The sequence below is a fragment of the Bacillus sp. FSL R5-0585 genome, from assembly GCF_038004545.1.
Classification (GTDB): Bacteria; Bacillota; Bacilli; order Bacillales; family Bacillaceae_G; genus Bacillus_A; species Bacillus_A cereus.
Window position 1 is genome coordinate 4768506 of sequence record NZ_JBBORJ010000001.1, and the last position, 20333, is coordinate 4788838.

Here is a 20333-nt window from a genome sequence, read left to right on the forward strand (position 1 = left end):
ATTTAGTCGCGAATACCTAATGCGATTTTCGCCATACGTGACATACGTTCTTTCGACCACGGTGGATTCCAAACGACATTTACTTCTATTTCATTAACTTCAGGTACGTTTGTTGATAATACTTTTTTAACGTCTGATACGATTTGCCCAGCCATTGGACAACCGATAGAAGTCATAGTCATCGTAATGACAGCATTATTATTTTCATCTGCTGTAACATCATAAACTAATCCAAGATTAACGATATCAACACCTAGTTCAGGGTCAATAACAGCCTCTAAATTGGCAAGTAATTTATTTTCAAATGCTTCTTGTGACATAAGCAGCCCCTCCTACACTTTAATGATATCGATTCTCATTATAACGGAAATGAGCATAATGTGCAGGAAATGAGCTCAAAAAAATATCCCTCTTTCAAAGAAGGGATATTTTTTGAACATCTATTCTGTTTTAAAATGAGATACGAGTTGATCTAACTCTTCAACTGTTTGTTTCATTTTTCTAGCAGTTACTGTCATTTCATTCATAACAATAACTTTCTGTTCAGCAGATTGTGCCGTTGCGGCAGTTTCGCTGGATACTTCAATAGAGATAGAAGCGATGTTATTAAGTGAAGCATTCATTTCTTCAGCACTTGCAGCCATTTCTTCAGCAGTTGCTGATATATCTTGCATTTGAGTAGATACTTTATTTACTTGTTCCACAATTGTTGTGAAAGAAGTACCAGCTTCACGAATAACATTGATACCTTCAAATGCTTCAGAACGGCCTTGAGACATCATAGAGCTAGCAGTTTCTGTATCATTTTGAATTTGATGTAGTAATTGATTAATGTCTGTTGCAGCTGTTTTAGATTGTTCAGCAAGTTTTCGAACTTCGTCAGCTACGACAGCAAATCCTTTTCCTTGCTCGCCAGCACGAGCAGCCTCAATAGAAGCATTTAAAGCAAGTAAGTTTGTTTGCTCAGCAATATTAGAAATAGATTGTACAGCAGTATCAATATATTTCGTATGAGTGATTAGACGTTCAACCACTTCTGATGTAGCATTTACAGCTTCGTGTATCGTTGTCATTTGTGAAACAGATTTTTGGATAACGGTACTTCCATCGCTAGCATGTTCAGATGTGGCAACAGCAAGTTCCGCTACAGATGAAGCAGATTCAGCGATACGCTGAACACTTACTGCCATATCGTCCATTGCAGTTGAACTTTCTTCCATACTAGAAGTTTGTGATTGAATACTTGCATTTAAGTTGGACATCGAGCTTTGGACTCTTAATGTCGCCTCACGTGATGTATTCGTTTTTTCCAGCATATTTTCAGAAGCGGTTTGTACTTCCACTGATGTTTTTTGAACACGATTAATGATATGTTGTAGGTTTTCTAACATTTTATTAAATGATGCTGCGATAGCACCTATTTCATCGTTGCTATTTACTTGTAGACGTGCCGTTAAGTCACCTTCTTCAGAGGCTAATTCTTTTAGTTTTGTATCAATTTGTTGAATTGGTTTCACAAGTTTACCAGAGAACCACCATGCAAGAATAATTGCAACGACAATACAAATAACAAGTGATAGAAAGACTGCATATTCAATTCCTAGTGAAGATTGATCAATTTGTTCAATAGATTGTTCACGTAATTTAGCTTGTTCATTACTGTAATTTGTGAAGTCACCAATTACTTTATAGACCGTTCCGTTTTCTGAAGAAGCTACTTGTAAAGCTTCTTCCCATTTTTGTTCTTTTGCAAGAGTGAATACTTTTTCTTCAACGAACTTTCTCCAAGTAGACCCTAATTCCATTGTACTTTTTACGGATGAAGAAAGATTTGGATTAGAAAGAAGTTTATCTTTTGAATCCTCAAGACGTTTACTCATCTCATTAAACTTGTCTAATTCGACTTGATCATGTTGTAGTAAATAACCTCTTAAAGCAGATAGCTGTACTTGATAAGCGTCTCCACGTTCTTTCAATTCTGTTGCCAGTGGAGAAATTTCTTTTTGTAATGTTTCAGCTTTACGAGATTGGTCAATAGCAAAAAATAAAATAAAAGCTAAGGCGATGCCAAATAAAGCGCAAATCGTTCCCATCATGAATATAAGTTTTTTTCTGATACTTACAAAATTCATATAATTAAAAGCCTCCTTTGTGAAATCTTAGTATTAGAATTAATAAATGTAAAAAATTGAAAGAAAGCTTTACTCCAGTTGGAATAAAGCTTTCTTATTTCCTTTAGGAATTATAGCAGACGGAATGAGAGATAGAAAGAGATATTTTAAGGTAAAAAAAGTCCGCGACTCAATATACAATACATTTATGGACATGTCTTGCATCATTTCGTCACAATAGATGGTGGAGGTTCTGGTGAGAGAAAGTAGAGGAACTATTGGCCGGTGATAGGAACATATAAAAATAGCGTCGTAGAAAAAGAAAGAGTGGATTCCTTATGAGAGCTGGGATTCGCTTTTTGATTGCTATCGATAGTGAGACGTTAAGTAAACCTGATAGGAATGTTTATACAACATAAAAAGACGAGAATTCTCTCGTCTTTTTACACGGTTGAGCACGGATTAAGTGCAACAAAGTGTAGCTTTATTAATATCTTTTTCACGAATTTCTAAATTGCCTTTTTTATCAATTTTGTAAGGGATATCATTATTTTGTAGCTTTTTTAGTAAACTATTATTTTCTTGTACATTTTTCTCCCAAATAATATATCTTTCATTTTTGGTAGTATCATTAAAAAATATAAATCCGACTAAACATAAAAATAAAATTATTAATATTGAAATTAAAATATTAATTTTTTTCATGATGTACCTATTCCTAATCTGTTATTTATTGGTTAGTCCATAATAACCAGCCTTCGGGTTGTCTTATATATTTTAGTAAACCATTTCTTATATCCTGATTAAGATTATCTGCCAAACCTTGCGGCGTTAAAGCGTAACCATTAGCTGCCCGCCAATTATACATAATTCGACCTCGTTCATTATTATAATAATCCATATCATGTAATTTCTTTTCTGTCATATTATATCTTTCATGATTATCTGCTACAATTTTAGCATTCGAACATCCTATACTTTTACACATAAGTGCATTCCAATATCCATGTCTAAATGCATCACCTTTTCCGTTATTTAGACTAGCTTTTGGATAATATGCTGTAGCCATATTAATTGCTGCGTTAGCATTTAGTCTAGCTTGACCACATTTATATGCACCTATTGATCTCAGACACGCTTGCATTTCTTCACTTTTTCCTAAAGCATTTGCAATGCTAGCACTACGTTGTACTCTTGTTTTAGGATTGTTTTCCTTTTCATTTACTAACTCATCAAATCTTTCATTACCTTCTTCTTCATTTTGAATCTGACCGTTCTCCATTTCTACAACCAACTGTTCAAAAGCAGCCATATACGCTTGTTCATTAACTGGAGCAGTTTCTGCTGCTGCGTTATTACCTACTGTCATCGTTAATAAGATACCAGATAGGATTCCGAATACTGTTTTCTTAAGCTTCAAATTCATTTACCCCCACGCTATTGTGTTTTTTATATATCTTGATATCACCCTACTTAGAAAATTTTAAATATTATTAATAGAAAATAAAAGACTGTTTACTAATGAATTTTTATGTTAAAATATGTAATTAAAGGTAATATAATTACATATTGTTAAATATTTACTTGGTAAAGTGAATGGTTATTTTAGAACCTGTCTAAAATCTTTTTAGTACAATCGTTACACCTGCCAATATAGTCAGCTTATTATATATTTTGCTTAGCGTGGTTTTCTCGAATGCTGGCGGTATCTCTGGTAAAGGGTTTTGAATAAACTAAGAAAGAGTAGAAAAGTATACATTTCTACTTTTCCATTGGATGTTGAGGTTCGTATTCCTGAACATTATCTTTCACGGGTGGTTCATGCAGCTGTAGAAACTATGGATCTCTCTCCTCTTATCTCGTTATCCAGATGGTGGTAGACCACCTTACCATCCAAAAATAGATTGAAATGCGGTCTTATTTGTGTTGCTCATAATTTACGGAAGTAGGCAACAACGGCTCAACTAAAAGGAGAAAATTCGAAATTTTAGGAGGGAATCAACAGTGTTCCTTTCCCTTAAAGTATTTTTTACCCATATAAAGGAAAAACAAAGAGGTTGTCTACAAAAGGTAGTTTTTAGTGACCTTTTGAGACAGCCTCTTTCTAACAATTTGGAGCTCATAGAAGTATAAATGAAAGTTTCGCGTTAAATGTTTGTTTTGAAATGAGAGACGAGAACTTCAAGTTCTTGTACGATTGTTTTCATTTCAGATGATTTTTTAGCCACGATACTCATTTTGTTTACTTGATCACCAGCCGAATGTGCTGTTTGTGATGTTTCTGCAGCAACTTCGTTTGAAATAGAAGCGATATTATTTAAAGCTGCGTTCATTTCTTCAGAGCTTGCAGCCATCTCTTCAGCAGTTGCAGACATTTCTTGCATTTGTGTAGAGACTTTGTTAATGTGGTTAACAATTTCTGAGAATGAAGATCCGGCGGTACGAATAACCGTAATTCCTTCAGAAGCTTCTGCTTGACCTTGTGCCATCATGTCATTTGCTATTTTTGTATCAGCTTGAATTTGATGAAGTAAATGGTTAATGTCAGTTGCGGCTAGTTGAGATTGTTCAGCAAGTTTTCTAACTTCATCGGCAACAACAGCGAATCCTTTGCCGTGTTCACCAGCACGAGCTGCTTCAATAGAAGCATTTAAAGCGAGTAAATTTGTTTGCTCGGCGATATTCGAAATAGATTGAAGTGCAGTATCGATATGATTTGTATGTGTAATGAGTCGCTCAACTACTTGTGATGTAGCGTTAACGGCTTCGTTAATTGTATGCATTTGTGTAATAGATTTCTCAATGACTTTATTCCCATTATCTGCTTTTTCTGAAGTTGTGACAGCTAAACTAGTAACAGAAGAGGCGGACTCAGCGATACGCTGAACACTCGTTGTCATGTCATCCATTGCGGTTGAACTTTCTTCAATGCTAGAAACTTGTGAACGAATATTGTGTTCAAGAGCATTCATAGTTTCTTGGGTCCTTGCGGTATTTTCCATAGAAGCGGTTGTTTCGATAAATACATTTTCGGAAGCTTCTTTTACACTTGTTGATGTTTGTTGAACTTGTTTTATTATATGCTGTAAGTTAGTGAGCATTTGATTAAAGGAATTTGCAATGTCACCAATTTCATCTTTACTCGTTACGTGTAATCTAGCCGTTAAATCTCCATCTTGAGAAGCTAATTCTTTTAACTTCTCATCAATTTGTCGAATTGGTTTAACGAGTTTACCAGAGAACCACCATGCTAATAAAATAGACGTTAATGTACATGTAATGAGTGAGAAGAAAATAATATATTGAATAAGTGATGAAGAAGACTCGACATCAGCAATTAATGCGTCACGTTTCTCATTTTCTTCATTTGTATATTTATTAAAACGACCTAAAAGATCATTTACATAATCTGTTTGTGCTAAAGCAATTCTAGATGCTTCGTCCCATTTTCCTTCACGCGCAAGAGGGAGTACCTCATTATCTATGACGCTACGCCATTTTCCTCCCATTAAAATGGCTTCTTTCATTCCTTCTGGGAGCTTTTTGTCACTTGTTACTTTCTCTCTAGTATCAGCTAATTTTTTCCCTTCTCGGTTGAACTTATCTAATCCTTTTTGATCATGTGATAGCAAATATTCTTGTAAACCAGCAACTTGTCCTTGGAACCAATCGCCACGTTCTTTTAAAATCGTCGCTCTTTTCGATACATCATTTTTTAACGTTTCGATTTCACTTGCTTGATTCATGGCGAATGAAAGAATAACAATAAGAGCAATGCTAAATAAAGAAGAAATGCTTAAGAGTGTGAACAGTAGTTTTTTTCGAATACTAACATATTTCATCGTTACCCCTACCCTCATTTAAACTATTTATTATGATTTATAGATATTTAAAACGAAATTAATAAAAACATTATTATGAAGTTATTAATCTGTTCAATAAAAATTATAGCAGATAATGGAAGGAGTCAGATTGGTATTAGAAAAAGTTCTTAAAATGTATACATTTGCATATCATAAAATTCATAAATAAATATTAGAAATGCTATTGAAATTTGAAATGACATCATGTATACTTCTAATTAGTTGATAACGATTATCAGTATCAACTAAAAACATTACTCTTCGTTATGTTGGTCATACCCCTTTTTGACGACGTAAGTCAGAGACGAAATGTTGAAATATCTTGTGTCCTATTCTACAGAATTATGGTAATCTCCAACCTCAACTTATATGCGTGAGCATGCAAAAAGGATCCTATCCGTGAAGGGATCCTTTTTTGCATGCTGTCGCAATTATTGTATATAGACCAGGGATACGTTCTTCGATTCCTTCTGGTGCAGTAGAAGGGAAGACCCATCTTTGATGAGATCCATGTTCTTCAACTAGTTTTTCGATTTTAAAACGTTCTTCCGCAAGTGTTGTAATGATTTCTCCTAGCGTCCAGCGACGGATGGTTGTTTTAGGTAGCGATTCTTTCTGTGCTTCTGTAAGAAGGATGCTATAAGCAACATCATCTTCAATTAATTCTTCATCGAAATAATTTCCATTGGCCTGAAATGATGGGTGGTCGACTCCTAATAATTTCGTGTAAACAGGATGATAGTCACGAAGGATAAGCATTCCATCTCGCTTAAGTAAAGTAGCAATTTTTTGAAAGAGTGGTTTTAAATCTAGAAAGTAATGGAGTACACCAAGTTCCAGCAATACGATATCAAATGATTTGGAGAGCTGCACATTTAATACATCAGAAACGACATACTGGATAGAGACACCTGCTGCGTCCGCAAGTTCATTTGCATATTTTGCATTACTTGCTGAAATATCAACAACTGTTACGTCAGAGCCTAAAAGAGCGAGAGCAACACCTTTATTTCCTTTTGAGCCGAGTAAGTTAATAATGCGTTTTCCTTTTGGAGATTGTATGTAAGGTAAATAATGTGCTACTTCGCGTGTGGGATCTTCCATAATTTTTTTCGCATAATCCTCTGGCGCCCCATGGCGATTCGTCCAAGCTTCATAAGCAGCTGTATTCCAGCTTTTTTCATTTATAGTGCTTAGTTGTTTTTGGTTCAATGTTATCACTCCTTTTGTGAACGTATAGGTATTCGGCAGGGGGATGTAATTTCCTTTTCTTTCCGGATAAAAGTTTGATTTTTCTGTGATTAAGTCGTACAATACTTGTTATACGTAAAAGCGTTGAAAAGGAAAAGTAGGATGAACACATTCTTTCCAGAGAGCTTCGGTAGCTGAGAAGAAGCAAGAATATTCATTTGAACAATGGCCTTTGAGCTTCGTCCTGAACTTATCAAATGATAATAGTAGGCGGCGACGAGAGTTGGTACTCGTTATCAAAACCACAGTATAAGAGCATATAGCTCCGTACTTGTTAAGGCTAATTATGTGAGTAATTGGCGAAATAAGGTGGTACCGCGACTGTTTATACAGCCCCGCCCTTATCTTTTTTAAGATAGGGGTGGGGCTTTTTATATTTTAAAGGAGGAATGTAAGATGAGTATTTTTATTGGGGGCGCTTGGCCGTATGCGAATGGTTCATTACATCTTGGCCATATTGCGAGTTTATTACCTGGAGATATTTTAGCACGTTATTACCGGTCAAAAGGTGAGAATGTGTTGTATGTTTCGGGAAGTGATTGTAATGGAACACCGATTGCAATTAGAGCAAAACAAGAAGGTGTGACAGCGAAGGAAATTGCTGATCAGTATCATGAAGAGTTCCAGCGATGTTTTCGTAGCCTTGGTTTTACTTATGATTGCTATACACGTACAGATAGTGAGCACCATCATGAAACGGTTCAAAATGTTTTTTTACTTTTATTAGAAGAAGGACATATTTATAAAAAAATAGTGGAACAAGCGTATTGTGAAACGTGTACGCAGTTTTTACCGGATCGTTATGTAGAAGGAATATGTCCACATTGCCATGAAGCAGCAAGAGGAGATCAATGCGATGCGTGTTCTGCTATTTTAGATCCACTCGATTTGTTAGAAAAGAAATGTAAGTTATGTGGTAGTACACCATCTGTACAGGAAACAGAGCATTTCTATTTCGCATTGCATACATTTCAGGAGCAAATTAAAAGGGCTGTAGAAATTGCCAAACAAACAGGGACATGGCGCGACAATGCGATTCAACTAACAGAGAGATATGTAAAGGAAGGATTACTAGATAGGGCCGTATCACGTGATTTACCAATTGGGGTACCAATTCCAGTAGATGGGTATGAAGATAAGAAAATTTACGTATGGATTGAAGCAGTGACAGGCTATTATTCAGCGAGTAAACATTGGGCTGAAGAAACAGGGAAAGATGATCAAGAGTTTTGGGATAGCGAAGCAAAAACATATTATGTGCACGGAAAGGATAATATTCCGTTTCATTCCGTCATTTGGCCAGCGGTATTACTTGGAATAGGGGAAGGAGCAATCCCGCGTCATATCGTTTCGAATGAATATTTAACAGTTGAAAAAAGAAAATTATCTACAAGTAAAAACTGGGCAGTATGGGTGCCTGACATATTAGAACGCTATGATCCAGATTCTATTCGCTACTTTTTAACCGTCAATGCACCAGAAAATCGCGATACTGATTTTTCATGGCGGGAATTTATTTACAGTCATAATAGTGAATTATTAGGTGCATACGGGAACTTTGTGAACCGGACATTAAAGTTTATTGAAAAATATTATGGTGGTATCGTGCCGAAGCGAAGTATTGAGGTAGAGCTGAAAGATAAAGTAGAAGGATTATATAAACATGTAGGAGAGGCGATTGAGCAAACTAAATTTAAGGTGGCGCTAGAAACAATATTTGATGCAGTACGTTTTGCAAATAAATACTTTGATGAAAAGCAGCCTTGGAAACAAAGAGAAGATGATCCAGTTTCGTGTGAAGAAATGATTTATAACTGTGTGTATCTTATTGCTAATTTTGCAAATCTCCTTGAACCGTTTTTACCATTTTCAAGTGAAAGGGTTAGAAACACATTGTCGATTGTGAAACGAAATTGGGAACCGCAAAATACGTTGCCAAGTAGAATTGATAGCGTACAGCCATTATTTGAGCGAATCGATGTAAAACAAATTGAGCATGAGATAGAGAAGCTGTATGGAGCAGTAAAATGAGATAGAGAAAAAGACCTTTCAAGTAAATGAAAGGTCTTTTGTTATGCAGTATGATTCTCTTTCTTATCTTTCAAAAAGAAAAGTACAGCAAGGATTACAAGAATAATAGCTGCAATATCATACGTTATTTTAAATGTAGTATTAAAGTTTAAGTACTCTACGAAAGGAGTTTTCACTGCTCCTGCATATATACAAACGGGAATGAGAAGTAAATCGTAAAATTTCTTTTCTTTCATATATCTTATTAGGAAGAAGATACACATAATAGCAAAAAATACGATGCTTAAAATAGTCATTTATACCTCCAGATAAATTTACTTATTTTAATTGCAGTTATATCTTTTATATAAATTCTGTATTTTTTCAAGCGCTATGCACGCGATTTTGTTTCCTTTCTTTCCTAGCCGTAAGCAGCTGAGGAGTGAAGATCCCAACCAATATGAAAATAATTCCAATCCACTGCATGAACGTTACGACTTCATGTACAAGTGTAATAGAAGCAATAATAGCAGTTGGTAATTCAGCTGCACCTAATATCGTACTAAGCCCTGTTCCAACCTTTGGTACACCGATTGAAAAACAAATGACAGGTACGACAACACCGAACAAGCCGAGGAAGAAAGCATATTTCCATAGGCCAGCTTGCAAAGCACCGTCTGTTAAAAAGGTTGGCGGAAAGAATAGGCATACGATAAGAGTAGCACTTGTTGTCATAAGAAAGCTTTTCGTATAAGGCGGAACATCTGTAGCGACGCGTCCGCTTGCAAAAACATAGAATGAAAAAGAGACTGCAGCTAATAGTCCAAAGATAATCCCTTTCGTAGAAAAACTTTGTCCGAGGCCTTCAAATACACCACCTGCAAACAATGTACCAGCAAATAAAATAAGGATAGATATGATCTTATCGCGGTTTGGAAATGTTCGATTTGCAATCGCTTCGATAATGACACCAATCCAAGTGAACTGAAAGAGTAGGACGACAGCGATAGATGCGGGTAGTTCTTCTACAGAAATAGCGTAGAAAATCCCAGTCATACTCATTGTTGTTCCGACGGTTAGTAATGAAAAAAATTGTTTTTTTGTTACTTTATGACGTGAAAAGAAAAGAACGAGTAGAAATAGTCCAATCCATCCGAAGACATATTGTCCTCCTAATAGTTGATGTGCTGAAAATCCATTTATGAATCCGAGTTTGAAAATAGTTGAAAGTATGCCATAGCTGCAAGCACCGAATAAAACGAGCAATGAATATTTAAACTTCTCCATAAAAAATCCTCCTTTTAAGTAATAAAAAACGCCCGCTATCCAAATAAGGATAACGGGCGAACGAAACAGAGTAAGACACTCTACAAAATTCCGCCACTCACACATGAAGTATAAGTTTGGGGTATGTAATTATAGTAAATGTTACATTGCTTTTGGGAATACAATAGAACATTTTACACCTTGAGGCGTGTTTTGTATCCCGTAAGGAAACTGATGTTTATCTAATATTTGTTTCACGATATATAATCCAAGACCACTACCTTGTACTAAACCGTGTTTATCAGGGTTTGCGCGATAGAAAGGCTCAAATAAATGAGCAAGTTTATCTTCATCAATTTGTGAACCTGTATTTAATACTTCTAATGCGTAACCATTTGGTTTTTCATAAAGCTTTATATATACGTGCTGATGGTCAATTGTATAATGAATTGCATTTGAAATAATGTTAAAAATAGCAGTTTGAATAAATTTAGGATCAGCTAAAATTTGTACGTCGTGTTTAATATTAGATTGTACATTTAATTGTTTTACAGATACAAAGTAATCTACTTTCTTCATAACATCCTCAATAATATTAGATAAAGAAATGACTTCTAAATTCGGTTTAAATTGAGGGTTTTGTATTTTGGATAATTCCGACATTTTTTCCGTTAATATGTTAATGTCTTGCATCATCTCGTAGGAACGTTTCAAATACTTATCTCTATCTTTATAAGCTCCAATTCCGTGAATCATGCCATCTAGTTGTCCCATAACGGCTGCGATTGGTGTTTTTAATTCATGGGATACCATAGACATAAATTCTTTACGAGATTGTTCTAATTGTTGTTCCTTCTTGAGCTCGTTTCTTAAATCTTGATTGCTTGCATGTAAATTCTTCACAATATTTGGTACTTGTGAAGCAGCTACTTGCAAATTAAAATCTGTTTGATCTGTATTTTTGTTAAGTAGCTTTTTATCTGAGAAATCAAGATTCATAATATCTTTTAAAGCATCACTCATATATTGAAAAGGTTTGGCAATTAGTTTTGTATAAATTAATGATCCGAGTAGTGATAATGCAAGCATTGTCGCGCCAATATGTGGAGCTAATTGCTGTAACGCATCTGCTAACTTTGGATTATCATTTGTATCATTTGTTTTACTTGCTGCATTTTGTGTATGTAAGGCATCATTATTAGCGGCTTTCTTTTCTGCTTCTGTAGGCGGATTAGAAGTGCTATTTTTCCCCGAAAGATTTTGTGTATGTTCTTTTGCCTTTGCAGTTTGGCTAGGCTGCAAAAGGTGATTGATAGCTGTAGAAAGAGATTTATAATCTATAATAGAAGATTGGAAATTAGAAATGCTCCCCTCTGACACAGCTTTATTTTGCTTCGTTTTACTTCCGTCGTTTTGCTTATCTGAATCGGCCTGTTCTGTAGTCGGCGTTCCATTTTCTTTCGCAAAACGTTCTTTATCGTAGTTTGAAGCTAGAAAGTAAATAATTTGATAAAGGCAAAGTGATAAAAGAATACAAAATAATAAGGTTTTGATGAAAATATTTTTGGTGATGTTGTCTTTGCTACGATTCGATTTTGTAGCCAATGCCTTTCACCGTTTTAATATAAGGAATTCCTAATTTTTTTCTTAAGTTTTTAATATGTGTATCTATAACTCTTACATCACCATAATGTTCATAGCCCCATACCTTATTCAACAAATCACTTCTTGATAATACTTTTCCTCGATTTTGCAGTAAAGTATATATAATTTCAAATTCTTTTGTTGTCAATTCAATTTGATTACCATGAACATAAGCTGCATATGCTGTAGAGTTTAACATCAATTCATGGAATTGTAGTATAGTTGCAGCTTCTGCTTCCTTCGTTGCTGCCCTTCTTAATACAGCCTCTACACGCTTAATAAATACAGTGTAATGGAACGGTTTCGTAATATAGTCATCAATACCTAACTCAAATCCTTTAATTTCACTTTCTTCATTATGTAAGCCTGTTAACATAATGATTGGTACATCAGATTGTCCTCGCATAATTTTACAAATACTATAGCCATCTATATCTGGTAACATTACATCGAGGAGGACAAGATCGTATGAATTTTTTTGGAAAAGAAGAATACCTTCTGTTCCAGCACCAACTACATCAACGGTAAAGTTTTGTGCCATTAGAAATTCACGAATAAGTTCTTGTATATCTGGGTTGTCTTCAATCACCAGTATATGCGTCATAGTAACACCTCCTAAATAACGCTTTTTACTGCAATATTCGAATTCATCATTTTTCGAGTGACTCAGATTGTTTATACATATAATAAGCCCCCGCTATAAAATAATCATGATGGTAGCAAGGGGAATAGTTTAGTGTTACTGAATAGTTCAGAATTACAGTAGTTCTATTATAGTATGTATTATAAAATTTATAAAACATTATAACTGTATAATTTTAATATCTACGTTTATCAATGTTTAAATATTAGCTAATCAAATCTATTCCTATTATATATGTAAATACAGTTGTTTTGCTACTGTAAATGAATAAATAAAATAAGCCAAGACATAAAATTCTTGGCTACACATAAATCTTGTTTTTAGGCTATTTTACAGTGACAGTAGCTTGCTGCTGAATGCGCTCAAATAACCAGTGTATATCATTGTTATACATACGAATACAACCAAGTGTTGTCCATTTGCCGATTGCTTGATTATTGTTAGTTCCGTGAATAGCATAAGTTGTTCCGTAAGTTCCTGCCATATTTAATCCGAGCCAACGGTCACCAAGTGGATTACGTGGATCGCCGCCTTTAATTTTGCCTGTATAATAAGGGCGGTTTTTAATTTTATTTACGATTTGAAAAGTGCCTTTAGGTGTAGGTGTTGCAGCTTTTCCAGTAGCGACAGTAAAACTTTTTATAAATTTTCCATCCTGATAATAATCCATTTTATTTAACTGAGTGTCTACAATTAATTGATCTTTCGTTGTAGCTGCCTCTGCACTAGCGAATGGAAGGGTTAAAAATCCTAATGATAATAGTGCGCTTAATAATAATTTTTTCATTGTTATTCTCCTTTTACTATCGTAATAGTCTTACATACAATGAAGTTGTAATCCTCGTAATGCTTTATTTACATTTTCATCTAATGTTTCAAAGAATGTAGTGATTTTGCTGTTGTGTTTGTTGTTGTTATCAATAAGTAATCTTTCATTTAATAAAAGCTCGCCACGTAGTCCAAAACTTTGAACTTGAATATTTAGCTCATCTTCATTTTCAGAGATGATTGGTAAGAAATAATGAAAAGCTTTTGTTGGAATGATGTAGCTTTTGCCAATCATGCTTTCTTGATTTGAATTAATCCATTTTTTCGTGACAATTTTAATATTCTTTTTTGAAACGATAAAAGATAGTGTTGTAGATTTTGTTAAACTTACGTCAAATTCACTTGTTTCACATATTTGCAAATTAAAAACGGTTTCATTTTGATGAGATTCAACATTTGTATTAATAAAATCGTGCATTTTATATGCTTCCATTTCGTATTCACCCTTTTTTCAATTTCGAAAAACGACTTATATTTATTCAAATTAATGCTTAGTCATATATTGGTTAAATTTTTCAACAAATTCCGATATAATCTTACAATACGTATATGAAGCTAATATGAAGTTAGCATGAGTTTGTGATGGTTTTTTATTGAGAACAAAATAAGAGAGGTTTTTTAATGCTAAAAAATGGATAAAATTTGCATGTTATTAATGCGCCTTTTCGCTATTTCGACTTGAAAAATGATTTTTACTATTTAATAAAGAACGAAAATCATTAGTGTGACCCTTACAAAAATGTAATAAAAATGTAAGCTATTGTGATAGTTATTTCGACAATTTTTTTATACAATAATAGTAAGAAGTTGTACGTGATTGAAAGGAGAGATGACATGGAATGGATTCATGAATTATTTCAGCAATACGGGTACTATGTTGTACTTGTCGGCTTGCTGTTAGAATATATTGCACTTCCGTTTCCGGGAGAGCCAACGTTAGCATATGCGGGATTTTTAGCACATAAGGGTGATTTAAGTTTACCGATTTTAATTATTCTATCCTTTATTGGGACAAGTGTAGGAATGACGATTCAATACTTTTTAGGAAATAAATTAGGTATGCCTTTCATTCAAAAGTATGGGAAATACGTATTTTTAACGCAAAGAAAAATTGACTTAACGAGAATGTGGTTTGATAAGTATGGGTACTTCCTGATTTTTATTGGTTTCTTTATTCCTGGTGTACGTCATTTCACAGGATACTTTGCAGGAATTATTAATTTACCATTCCGTCGTTTTGCCATTACAATTTATTCAGGAGCTCTATTTTGGGTATCATTCTTCTTAATCGGTGGTTACTGGTTAGGTGGAAACTTACATGATATCTTTGGAGTGCTAGAAGGTCATATCGGTAAAATCATTTTTGGAGTTATTGTGATTGTAGCGGTTACGTTAGGTATTCGTTTCCGTAAGCAGTTAAAACGAGTATTACTACAAAACGCAAGTTAATATGAAATCCATTCTATGTCAGAATTTAGGAAGTCAGTGCAAAAGCACTGACTTTTTTATTTTTAAGACTATGTTTAATGCACATTTTACATTCTTTATAGGAATTTGATACAGGATAAGAAATAAGTATCTTGTCAATTATTATAGTCGTAATGACAATTATAATTGACAAAGATAAGGATATTATTTACAATTTTAATTAAATAAATGAAAAAGAGGGAAGACATGAAGCTTCAAAATCGAGTGAGGGAATTGCGAGCAAAGCATCGTTTATCACAAGGGGATTTAGGGAAAGCGATTGGATCATCACGGCAAACGATTAGTTTAATTGAGCGCGGGGATTATGCACCATCTATCGTATTGTCGTTAAAAATCGCACAAATTTTCAATGTACCGGTGGAGGAAATATTTACGTTAGTAGAGGGGGAAGAGGACGATGAAGAGTAAACGAAAAAAACAATTTGATTCTGTGGGGAAAATAGCATTAAGTATGATGGGTGGCTTTTTAACGTCTTATATAGCTTTAAATTTACTCTCGGATGAACCGAGAAAATTATCATCCAATACATTTATAGGTATATGTACTATTTTTGGAATCTTAATGATGTACTATACTTGGAAGAATACACGTATGTTAGCAGAGGCACGCGATGAAGAAGAGAGCGTACAAGGCAGAAAATTAGGCATTATAAGTATATATTTACGTGTAGGCGATATAGTTACGCAGGCATGGTTTGTATATGCAGTTATTACATGTAGACGTGCACTGTTGCAGGATACAAATGTTTCATTTGCGGTGTGGAATTTAGTAGCTTCTATTGTTTGTTTAACTACTGTAGTAATTATCGGACTTATAACAAAAAATCGTTATAATAAGCTATATCCTGAACAAGGTGTAACGTATATGGAATCTATGAAAATGTGGACGAAAAACGCAGATGAAGGATTAAAGCACATTGTGCATGAGGCTGGATATAAAGCGTATGAATTTACGAATACAATATTGGCATATGTATGGTGGGCTGCCGTTATATATACAGCTGCTAGTGATATCGATTTTGTATTAATTGGCTTAATCTCATTTATTTGGATATTGCATCTCGGGAAGTTCATGTACGAAATGCAAAGAAAAATGATTTATTAAGGGGAGAAAAAGGTGGATATTTTAAGAAGGCCAGCTGGCTCAATGACAGTGGCGCTAATTCTGTCCATTTTATACGGAGTAATCCGAACTGGGAAATTAGAAGTAATTTTGAACTTATGGGCAATAGTTGGAATTTCATTGCTAGTGTTAGCCATTCATGAGCTAGGACATGTAGTATTTGGTGTAATAGGTGGTTTGACATTTAAATTTATGACAGTAGGACCCATTACTATTCAAAAAGAAAAGGGAAAATTACGCATTCGAGAAAATAAATTGTGGGCGTACTTTGGAGGCGTTGCAACACTAGTACCACCTTCTATAGAGACACCGAATCTTTCGAAAAAGTGGGCGTGGCTCACTTTAGGTGGACCGATTACGAGTTTACTATTTGGTATTACTTCCGGTTACATATATATGGTGAGTTATTATCAATATCTTTTATATTTTTCCTTTTTCCATTTTGCAATCTTTGCGGTTACAATTGTGCCGATAAAAGGAATGCTTATGAGTGATGGGATGCAATTTCTTATTTTAATTAAAGATGATGAAAGAGCTAGAAATCACTTATATGAGATTCAAATATCGAGTGAGTTATTTAGTTATAAAAGACCGAAAGATTGGGATGAAAGGTTAGTAGAATTGAGTGAGGGGAAAATAAAAGAGAATAAAGGGATAAGAGAGATAATGAGTAGACTTATGCTCGTCTTTTTTGCTCGTGCAGATCAAGAGGGAATGGAAAGAGCGATACCGTATATAGAACGAATTGTTCAACTACCTGTAACGAAAGAAAATAAGTTTTTCGTTAGTAGTTTTCATAGTTGGTACCTTTTATATAAAGCCCTTTATCAGATGGATAGTCTTTCTTTGCAAGAAGCAAAGGAACATGCAAAGGCTATTACAAAAATGGACCTAAGTGGATATTACCGTACACAAGGAATTATTAGATATGTAGAGGGGAATATGGAAGCGTCCCGTACTTATATGAAGAAAGCCGATCAAGAATTAAAGAGCGCCGAGAAGAGTGAGATGGGATATTTACAATTAGAAAGAGAATGGTTTGAGCAGCTGAAAGAGAGGGTATCTTACGATGGGTGAGGTATCCTCTTTTTTATATGTCATCTTATGCCGTTCCATAAACAGCCTAGGACGAGTAAAATGAGATAAGAAGAGCAAAGCTTGGAGGAATTCTAGATGGAAATTTTAACGATTATTTTAATCGTCTTGCTCATTTATGCTGTTTTTAAAGTGGCATATGTAGCATTAAAGATACTCGCGATCTTATTAATTATCTTTTTAATTGTAGAGTTCGGCAGTAAATTGCTTGGTGGATAGGGTATGTTGTGGGTTTTGAGTGTCGAAGGTTGTCGGTAAATCGATATCTTGTGTTGAACCGTCGATATAATGAAAAAATCGTTGATATAAGTGGAGAAACGATCGATATATTTGAAAAATCGTTGATATATTTTAGTGAATACGAAGTGGGGTATATGGAAAAGAAGTTGCCGTGAGGGCAACTTCTTTTTATCGTGATGCGGGGTATGCAAACCAACATAAAAAAGCTGGAAGAGTATCTTCCAGCTTAAGAGTTACTTTCAATTTGGCGACCGCTATCTTCTTCATTGTCTTGTAATAGGTTGAATACGTCTGCTAAGCAGAATGCAATGAACCAAGTCCATAGACCGTGGAAGAAAGCTGAGCTTAATTGAAGTGGTAATGTATAGTTTGTCATTGAGTAGGAAATACATCCACCAACGATTCCGATCATTGTTAATAACATTGTTTTTTGAGCGTTTTCTTCTGGATTGAAGAGGAAGTAAATGTATCCGCCTAAAATTGAAGCGCTTACAAGTGTTTCGATTCCATTAAAGATGATATTCTCTCCAAGCTGAGTGTTTGTCCAGAAGCAGATTGTTCCGCCGATAATAGCAAACAGGACAGCTATTGTATATCGTATATATTGATTCATATGTTCATCTCCCTATGTAATAAGATGATTTGGAAGTCAAAAAGGTAGGTATAGTATATTGAAGTGAGTTTTAATTGTACGTATCTTTTTATAAAAAGATCATTGAAGAGTAACTAAGATGATCGGTTGTTTAAACCGTTACGTGTATGGTGTCTGAAATATACCCGACTGCTCGTTTCTTTTTGCTTGTAAAATAAGAGAAACTTCCAAGTCTATATACTCTTTTTTTGTGAGTCTGCTTTCATTATAACACATTTAGGGACATAATAATAGAATTATCTGATTTTGTAATAAGTGTAAAAAATAAAAAGCGCAAGGAAATACCATTAACGGTGCAGTTTAGTGGAAGAAGGATTTTAATTTATTATGATGAAATATGTAATCAAGGTGAGATCTAAGAATGAGGCCTAAATACTATAAAAAATGTTTTATAGCATGAATGTAAGGGAGGAGAGCTAACTTGGAGTTCACAACAGAAAGATTAATAATTAGACCTTTTAAGAGTACTGATTTACAGGATGTATTTGCTATTTATAATAGTGATGATACATGTAAGTTCCTATTACATAACAAGTGGACTCATGAAGACATGCAGAAAAGATTTAATAAGAAGATAGCAAATCATGTACTTACTAAAGAAACAATATTAAGTTTGGCAGTTATATACAAAAATAAAGTAGTTGGTGATTTATCCGTATGGTACACAAATATGAAAGACACTGTTGAGATTGGTTATAGTTTTTCAAATGAAGTAGCTGGGAGAGGTTTGGCGACAGAAGCAGTAAGTAGTTTGGTATTGAAATTATTTAATGAATTCAATGTACATCGTATACAGGCTAATCTTGATGCACGTAATACAGCTTCACAAAAATTGTGTGAACGAATAGGCATGAGAAAGGAAGCCCATTTCATACAAGATTTTTGGAATAAAGATGAATGGACAGACAGTATTGTATATGGAATGCTATCCTCCGATTTGTAGTAATAAACTTAGTGATTTTATTATGCTAAAAGGTACGTTAGTTGAATAACAAAGGGCATAACATATTATATATGACTAATATGTTATGCCCTTTAATTTATTAACCTTTTTATATGCGTTTGAAACGGCCGACAATTTCAACTGTTTCAGTAATGTTCATAAATGCTTTGTTATCCACTTGACGGATAATACGTTTCATTTCGCCTAACTCATAGCGAGTCACGACAGTGTAAATCATTTTTTTCTTATGGTTTGTATAGCCGCCGACAGCGTCTACCATTGTCACCCCGCGTATGCCGTGATGTAGTAGTGCGCTTTTTATTTCCTCGCCTTTTTCTGTAATAGTCATTATCGTTAATTTAATATGTTTCGTATGCACAGCGTCGATAACTTTGCTGACTACAAATCGACTAATTAACGTATAAAGTGTAATATCCCATCCGAAAATAAAACCTGCTGCTACAAGTAAGATTAAGTTGAATACAAATATGATTGCTCCAATTGAAACATCTCGATATTTCGCTACAATCAATCCAACAACATCAAAACCACCTGTTGAAGAAGCAAATCGGAATATAATTCCTGAAGCTGCTCCGCAGATAACACCACCGAATACAGAAGAAAGTAAAATATCGTCTGAAACTTGGTGTACCGGGATAATGTTCATCGCTAACGATGACACAGCTACAAAGTAAGCTGTTAAAAAGGTTGTCTTCTTGCCTAAGTAAAAGTGACTTAAAATAAGAAGAGGAATGTTTAGTAAAAAGATAAGTGCACCGATATTGTAGTGCATTAAATAACCGATAATCATCCCTACACCAGCGAATCCACCGCTAATCATATTATGCGGGATAAAAAACATATTCATAGAAATTGCATACAAAATAGAAGCTATAAAAATAACAACCAACTGTATCATAAATTCTAAGTGAAATGTTTTAGCTGCTGGGAAGGATAAAAAGGCGGTGTCGGGAACGTAATCGGCGTCTCCTAGTTGACCCATAGTATGTTTCATCTCCATATTCATTTTTGATTACAAGAAGAGAATAAAGGTTTTTTCAAAAACTGGCAATAGTTTTATTATAATGCAAAAATTTTATAAATTTCTAATAAATCAAGCCTATTCATTGATGTGTGTGAATATGCTAAAGAAAGCGAATACAACGTTTCTTAATT

The 20333-nt window shown here is 34.4% G+C and carries 21 protein-coding genes and 1 other annotated feature; of the genes, 7 read left to right on the top strand and 14 right to left on the bottom strand.

Annotated features, from left to right (window positions below; genetic code table 11):
- Positions 1 to 2: 2 nt before the first annotated feature.
- From MKY38_RS24475 to MKY38_RS24500, 6 genes are all read right to left on the bottom strand, one after another.
- Complete coding sequence (locus MKY38_RS24475; protein ID WP_000076422.1) at positions 3 to 320, bottom strand: metal-sulfur cluster assembly factor; 318 nt, start codon at positions 318 to 320, stop codon at positions 3 to 5.
- 120 nt (positions 321 to 440) lie between these two features.
- Positions 441 to 2132, bottom strand: coding sequence for a methyl-accepting chemotaxis protein (locus tag MKY38_RS24480; protein ID WP_065224365.1), 1692 nt, complete (start codon positions 2130 to 2132; stop codon positions 441 to 443).
- 441 nt (positions 2133 to 2573) lie between these two features.
- Positions 2574 to 2816, bottom strand: coding sequence for a hypothetical protein (locus MKY38_RS24485; RefSeq protein ID WP_000723536.1), 243 nt, complete (start codon positions 2814 to 2816; stop codon positions 2574 to 2576).
- A gap of 25 nt (positions 2817 to 2841) precedes the next feature.
- Complete coding sequence (locus MKY38_RS24490) at positions 2842 to 3537, bottom strand: DUF6973 domain-containing protein (RefSeq protein ID WP_223840583.1); 696 nt, start codon at positions 3535 to 3537, stop codon at positions 2842 to 2844.
- Between the two features lie 721 nt (positions 3538 to 4258).
- Positions 4259 to 5953 carry a methyl-accepting chemotaxis protein gene (locus MKY38_RS24495; protein WP_065224364.1) on the bottom strand — a complete coding sequence of 565 codons (1695 nt, stop codon included), beginning with the start codon at positions 5951 to 5953 and terminating at the stop codon, positions 4259 to 4261.
- A 414-nt stretch (positions 5954 to 6367) separates the two neighbouring features.
- Positions 6368 to 7186 carry a class I SAM-dependent methyltransferase gene (locus MKY38_RS24500; protein WP_070180654.1) on the bottom strand — a complete coding sequence of 273 codons (819 nt, stop codon included), beginning with the start codon at positions 7184 to 7186 and terminating at the stop codon, positions 6368 to 6370.
- A 114-nt stretch (positions 7187 to 7300) separates the two neighbouring features.
- Positions 7301 to 7571: a binding site (T-box leader), on the top strand.
- Between the two features lie 50 nt (positions 7572 to 7621).
- On the opposite strand from MKY38_RS24500, the gene metG reads away from it, so the two are divergent.
- The gene (metG, locus tag MKY38_RS24505; RefSeq protein ID WP_065224362.1) at positions 7622 to 9256 is read left to right on the top strand and encodes a methionine--tRNA ligase; all 1635 of its coding nucleotides are present in this window, start codon (positions 7622 to 7624) and stop codon (positions 9254 to 9256) included.
- Positions 9257 to 9297: 41 nt separating this feature from the next.
- Here the strand turns inward: metG and MKY38_RS24510 are convergent, their stop codons facing one another.
- The 6 genes from MKY38_RS24510 to MKY38_RS24535 form a co-directional block, all read right to left on the bottom strand.
- Complete coding sequence (locus MKY38_RS24510; protein WP_000154129.1) at positions 9298 to 9552, bottom strand: hypothetical protein; 255 nt, start codon at positions 9550 to 9552, stop codon at positions 9298 to 9300.
- Between the two features lie 67 nt (positions 9553 to 9619).
- A complete protein-coding gene (locus MKY38_RS24515) occupies positions 9620 to 10522 on the bottom strand; it encodes an EamA family transporter (RefSeq protein ID WP_065224361.1) in 903 nt (300 codons plus the stop codon).
- Positions 10523 to 10663: 141 nt separating this feature from the next.
- Positions 10664 to 12106 carry a sensor histidine kinase gene (locus MKY38_RS24520; protein WP_000201956.1) on the bottom strand — a complete coding sequence of 481 codons (1443 nt, stop codon included), beginning with the start codon at positions 12104 to 12106 and terminating at the stop codon, positions 10664 to 10666.
- Positions 12084 to 12749 carry a response regulator transcription factor gene (locus MKY38_RS24525; RefSeq protein ID WP_000148833.1) on the bottom strand — a complete coding sequence of 222 codons (666 nt, stop codon included), beginning with the start codon at positions 12747 to 12749 and terminating at the stop codon, positions 12084 to 12086. Before MKY38_RS24525 ends, MKY38_RS24520 begins: the two co-directional genes overlap by 23 nt.
- Before the next feature lie 364 nt (positions 12750 to 13113).
- Complete coding sequence (locus MKY38_RS24530) at positions 13114 to 13575, bottom strand: L,D-transpeptidase (protein WP_065224360.1); 462 nt, start codon at positions 13573 to 13575, stop codon at positions 13114 to 13116.
- A 30-nt stretch (positions 13576 to 13605) separates the two neighbouring features.
- A complete protein-coding gene (locus MKY38_RS24535; RefSeq protein ID WP_000388769.1) occupies positions 13606 to 14049 on the bottom strand; it encodes a DUF3978 family protein in 444 nt (147 codons plus the stop codon).
- Between the two features lie 401 nt (positions 14050 to 14450).
- Between MKY38_RS24535 and MKY38_RS24540 the strand changes: the two genes are divergently transcribed.
- The 5 genes from MKY38_RS24540 to MKY38_RS24560 all read left to right on the top strand — a co-directional run bounded on the left by MKY38_RS24540 (position 14451) and on the right by MKY38_RS24560 (position 17541).
- Positions 14451 to 15065: a DedA family protein gene (locus tag MKY38_RS24540; RefSeq protein WP_000454754.1), complete on the top strand. Its 615-nt coding sequence runs from the start codon at positions 14451 to 14453 to the stop codon at positions 15063 to 15065.
- Positions 15066 to 15290: 225 nt separating this feature from the next.
- On the top strand, positions 15291 to 15512 hold the full coding sequence (locus MKY38_RS24545; protein WP_000776168.1) for a helix-turn-helix transcriptional regulator: 222 nt from the start codon (positions 15291 to 15293) through the stop codon (positions 15510 to 15512).
- Positions 15502 to 16209: a DUF3169 family protein gene (locus tag MKY38_RS24550; protein ID WP_000837717.1), complete on the top strand. Its 708-nt coding sequence runs from the start codon at positions 15502 to 15504 to the stop codon at positions 16207 to 16209. The genes MKY38_RS24545 and MKY38_RS24550 overlap by 11 nt, the downstream gene beginning before the upstream one ends.
- Positions 16210 to 16251: 42 nt before the next feature.
- Positions 16252 to 17304, top strand: coding sequence for a hypothetical protein (locus MKY38_RS24555; protein WP_065224470.1), 1053 nt, complete (start codon positions 16252 to 16254; stop codon positions 17302 to 17304).
- 96 nt (positions 17305 to 17400) lie between these two features.
- Positions 17401 to 17541, top strand: coding sequence for a DUF3985 family protein (locus MKY38_RS24560; RefSeq protein ID WP_000404782.1), 141 nt, complete (start codon positions 17401 to 17403; stop codon positions 17539 to 17541).
- 247 nt (positions 17542 to 17788) lie between these two features.
- Here the strand turns inward: MKY38_RS24560 and MKY38_RS24565 are convergent, their stop codons facing one another.
- The gene (locus MKY38_RS24565; protein ID WP_001077773.1) at positions 17789 to 18175 is read right to left on the bottom strand and encodes a DUF3938 domain-containing protein; all 387 of its coding nucleotides are present in this window, start codon (positions 18173 to 18175) and stop codon (positions 17789 to 17791) included.
- 460 nt (positions 18176 to 18635) lie between these two features.
- Between MKY38_RS24565 and MKY38_RS24570 the strand changes: the two genes are divergently transcribed.
- Entirely contained in the window at positions 18636 to 19157 is a 522-nt protein-coding gene (locus tag MKY38_RS24570) for a GNAT family N-acetyltransferase (RefSeq protein WP_006918810.1), read from the top strand.
- Positions 19158 to 19266: 109 nt separating this feature from the next.
- On the opposite strand, the gene MKY38_RS24575 is transcribed toward MKY38_RS24570, so the two are convergent.
- Positions 19267 to 20160 (bottom strand): YitT family protein, encoded by an 894-nt coding sequence (locus MKY38_RS24575; RefSeq protein WP_000530044.1) that lies wholly within the window; start codon positions 20158 to 20160, stop codon positions 19267 to 19269.
- Positions 20161 to 20333: the final 173 nt, after the last annotated feature.

Coding starts and splice junctions, on each gene's coding strand:
- MKY38_RS24475 (WP_000076422.1), bottom strand. CDS start 320: ATGTCACAAGAAGCATTTGAAAATAAATTACTTGCCAATTTAGAGGCT.
- MKY38_RS24480 (WP_065224365.1), bottom strand. CDS start 2,132: ATGAATTTTGTAAGTATCAGAAAAAAACTTATATTCATGATGGGAACG.
- MKY38_RS24485 (WP_000723536.1), bottom strand. CDS start 2,816: ATGAAAAAAATTAATATTTTAATTTCAATATTAATAATTTTATTTTTA.
- MKY38_RS24490 (WP_223840583.1), bottom strand. CDS start 3,537: ATGAATTTGAAGCTTAAGAAAACAGTATTCGGAATCCTATCTGGTATC.
- MKY38_RS24495 (WP_065224364.1), bottom strand. CDS start 5,953: ATGAAATATGTTAGTATTCGAAAAAAACTACTGTTCACACTCTTAAGC.
- metG (WP_065224362.1), top strand. CDS start 7,622: ATGAGTATTTTTATTGGGGGCGCTTGGCCGTATGCGAATGGTTCATTA.
- MKY38_RS24510 (WP_000154129.1), bottom strand. CDS start 9,552: ATGACTATTTTAAGCATCGTATTTTTTGCTATTATGTGTATCTTCTTC.
- MKY38_RS24515 (WP_065224361.1), bottom strand. CDS start 10,522: ATGGAGAAGTTTAAATATTCATTGCTCGTTTTATTCGGTGCTTGCAGC.
- MKY38_RS24525 (WP_000148833.1), bottom strand. CDS start 12,749: ATGACGCATATACTGGTGATTGAAGACAACCCAGATATACAAGAACTT.
- MKY38_RS24530 (WP_065224360.1), bottom strand. CDS start 13,575: ATGAAAAAATTATTATTAAGCGCACTATTATCATTAGGATTTTTAACC.
- MKY38_RS24535 (WP_000388769.1), bottom strand. CDS start 14,049: ATGGAAGCATATAAAATGCACGATTTTATTAATACAAATGTTGAATCT.
- MKY38_RS24540 (WP_000454754.1), top strand. CDS start 14,451: ATGGAATGGATTCATGAATTATTTCAGCAATACGGGTACTATGTTGTA.
- MKY38_RS24545 (WP_000776168.1), top strand. CDS start 15,291: ATGAAGCTTCAAAATCGAGTGAGGGAATTGCGAGCAAAGCATCGTTTA.
- MKY38_RS24550 (WP_000837717.1), top strand. CDS start 15,502: ATGAAGAGTAAACGAAAAAAACAATTTGATTCTGTGGGGAAAATAGCA.
- MKY38_RS24555 (WP_065224470.1), top strand. CDS start 16,252: ATGACAGTGGCGCTAATTCTGTCCATTTTATACGGAGTAATCCGAACT.
- MKY38_RS24560 (WP_000404782.1), top strand. CDS start 17,401: ATGGAAATTTTAACGATTATTTTAATCGTCTTGCTCATTTATGCTGTT.
- MKY38_RS24565 (WP_001077773.1), bottom strand. CDS start 18,175: ATGAATCAATATATACGATATACAATAGCTGTCCTGTTTGCTATTATC.
- MKY38_RS24575 (WP_000530044.1), bottom strand. CDS start 20,160: ATGGGTCAACTAGGAGACGCCGATTACGTTCCCGACACCGCCTTTTTA.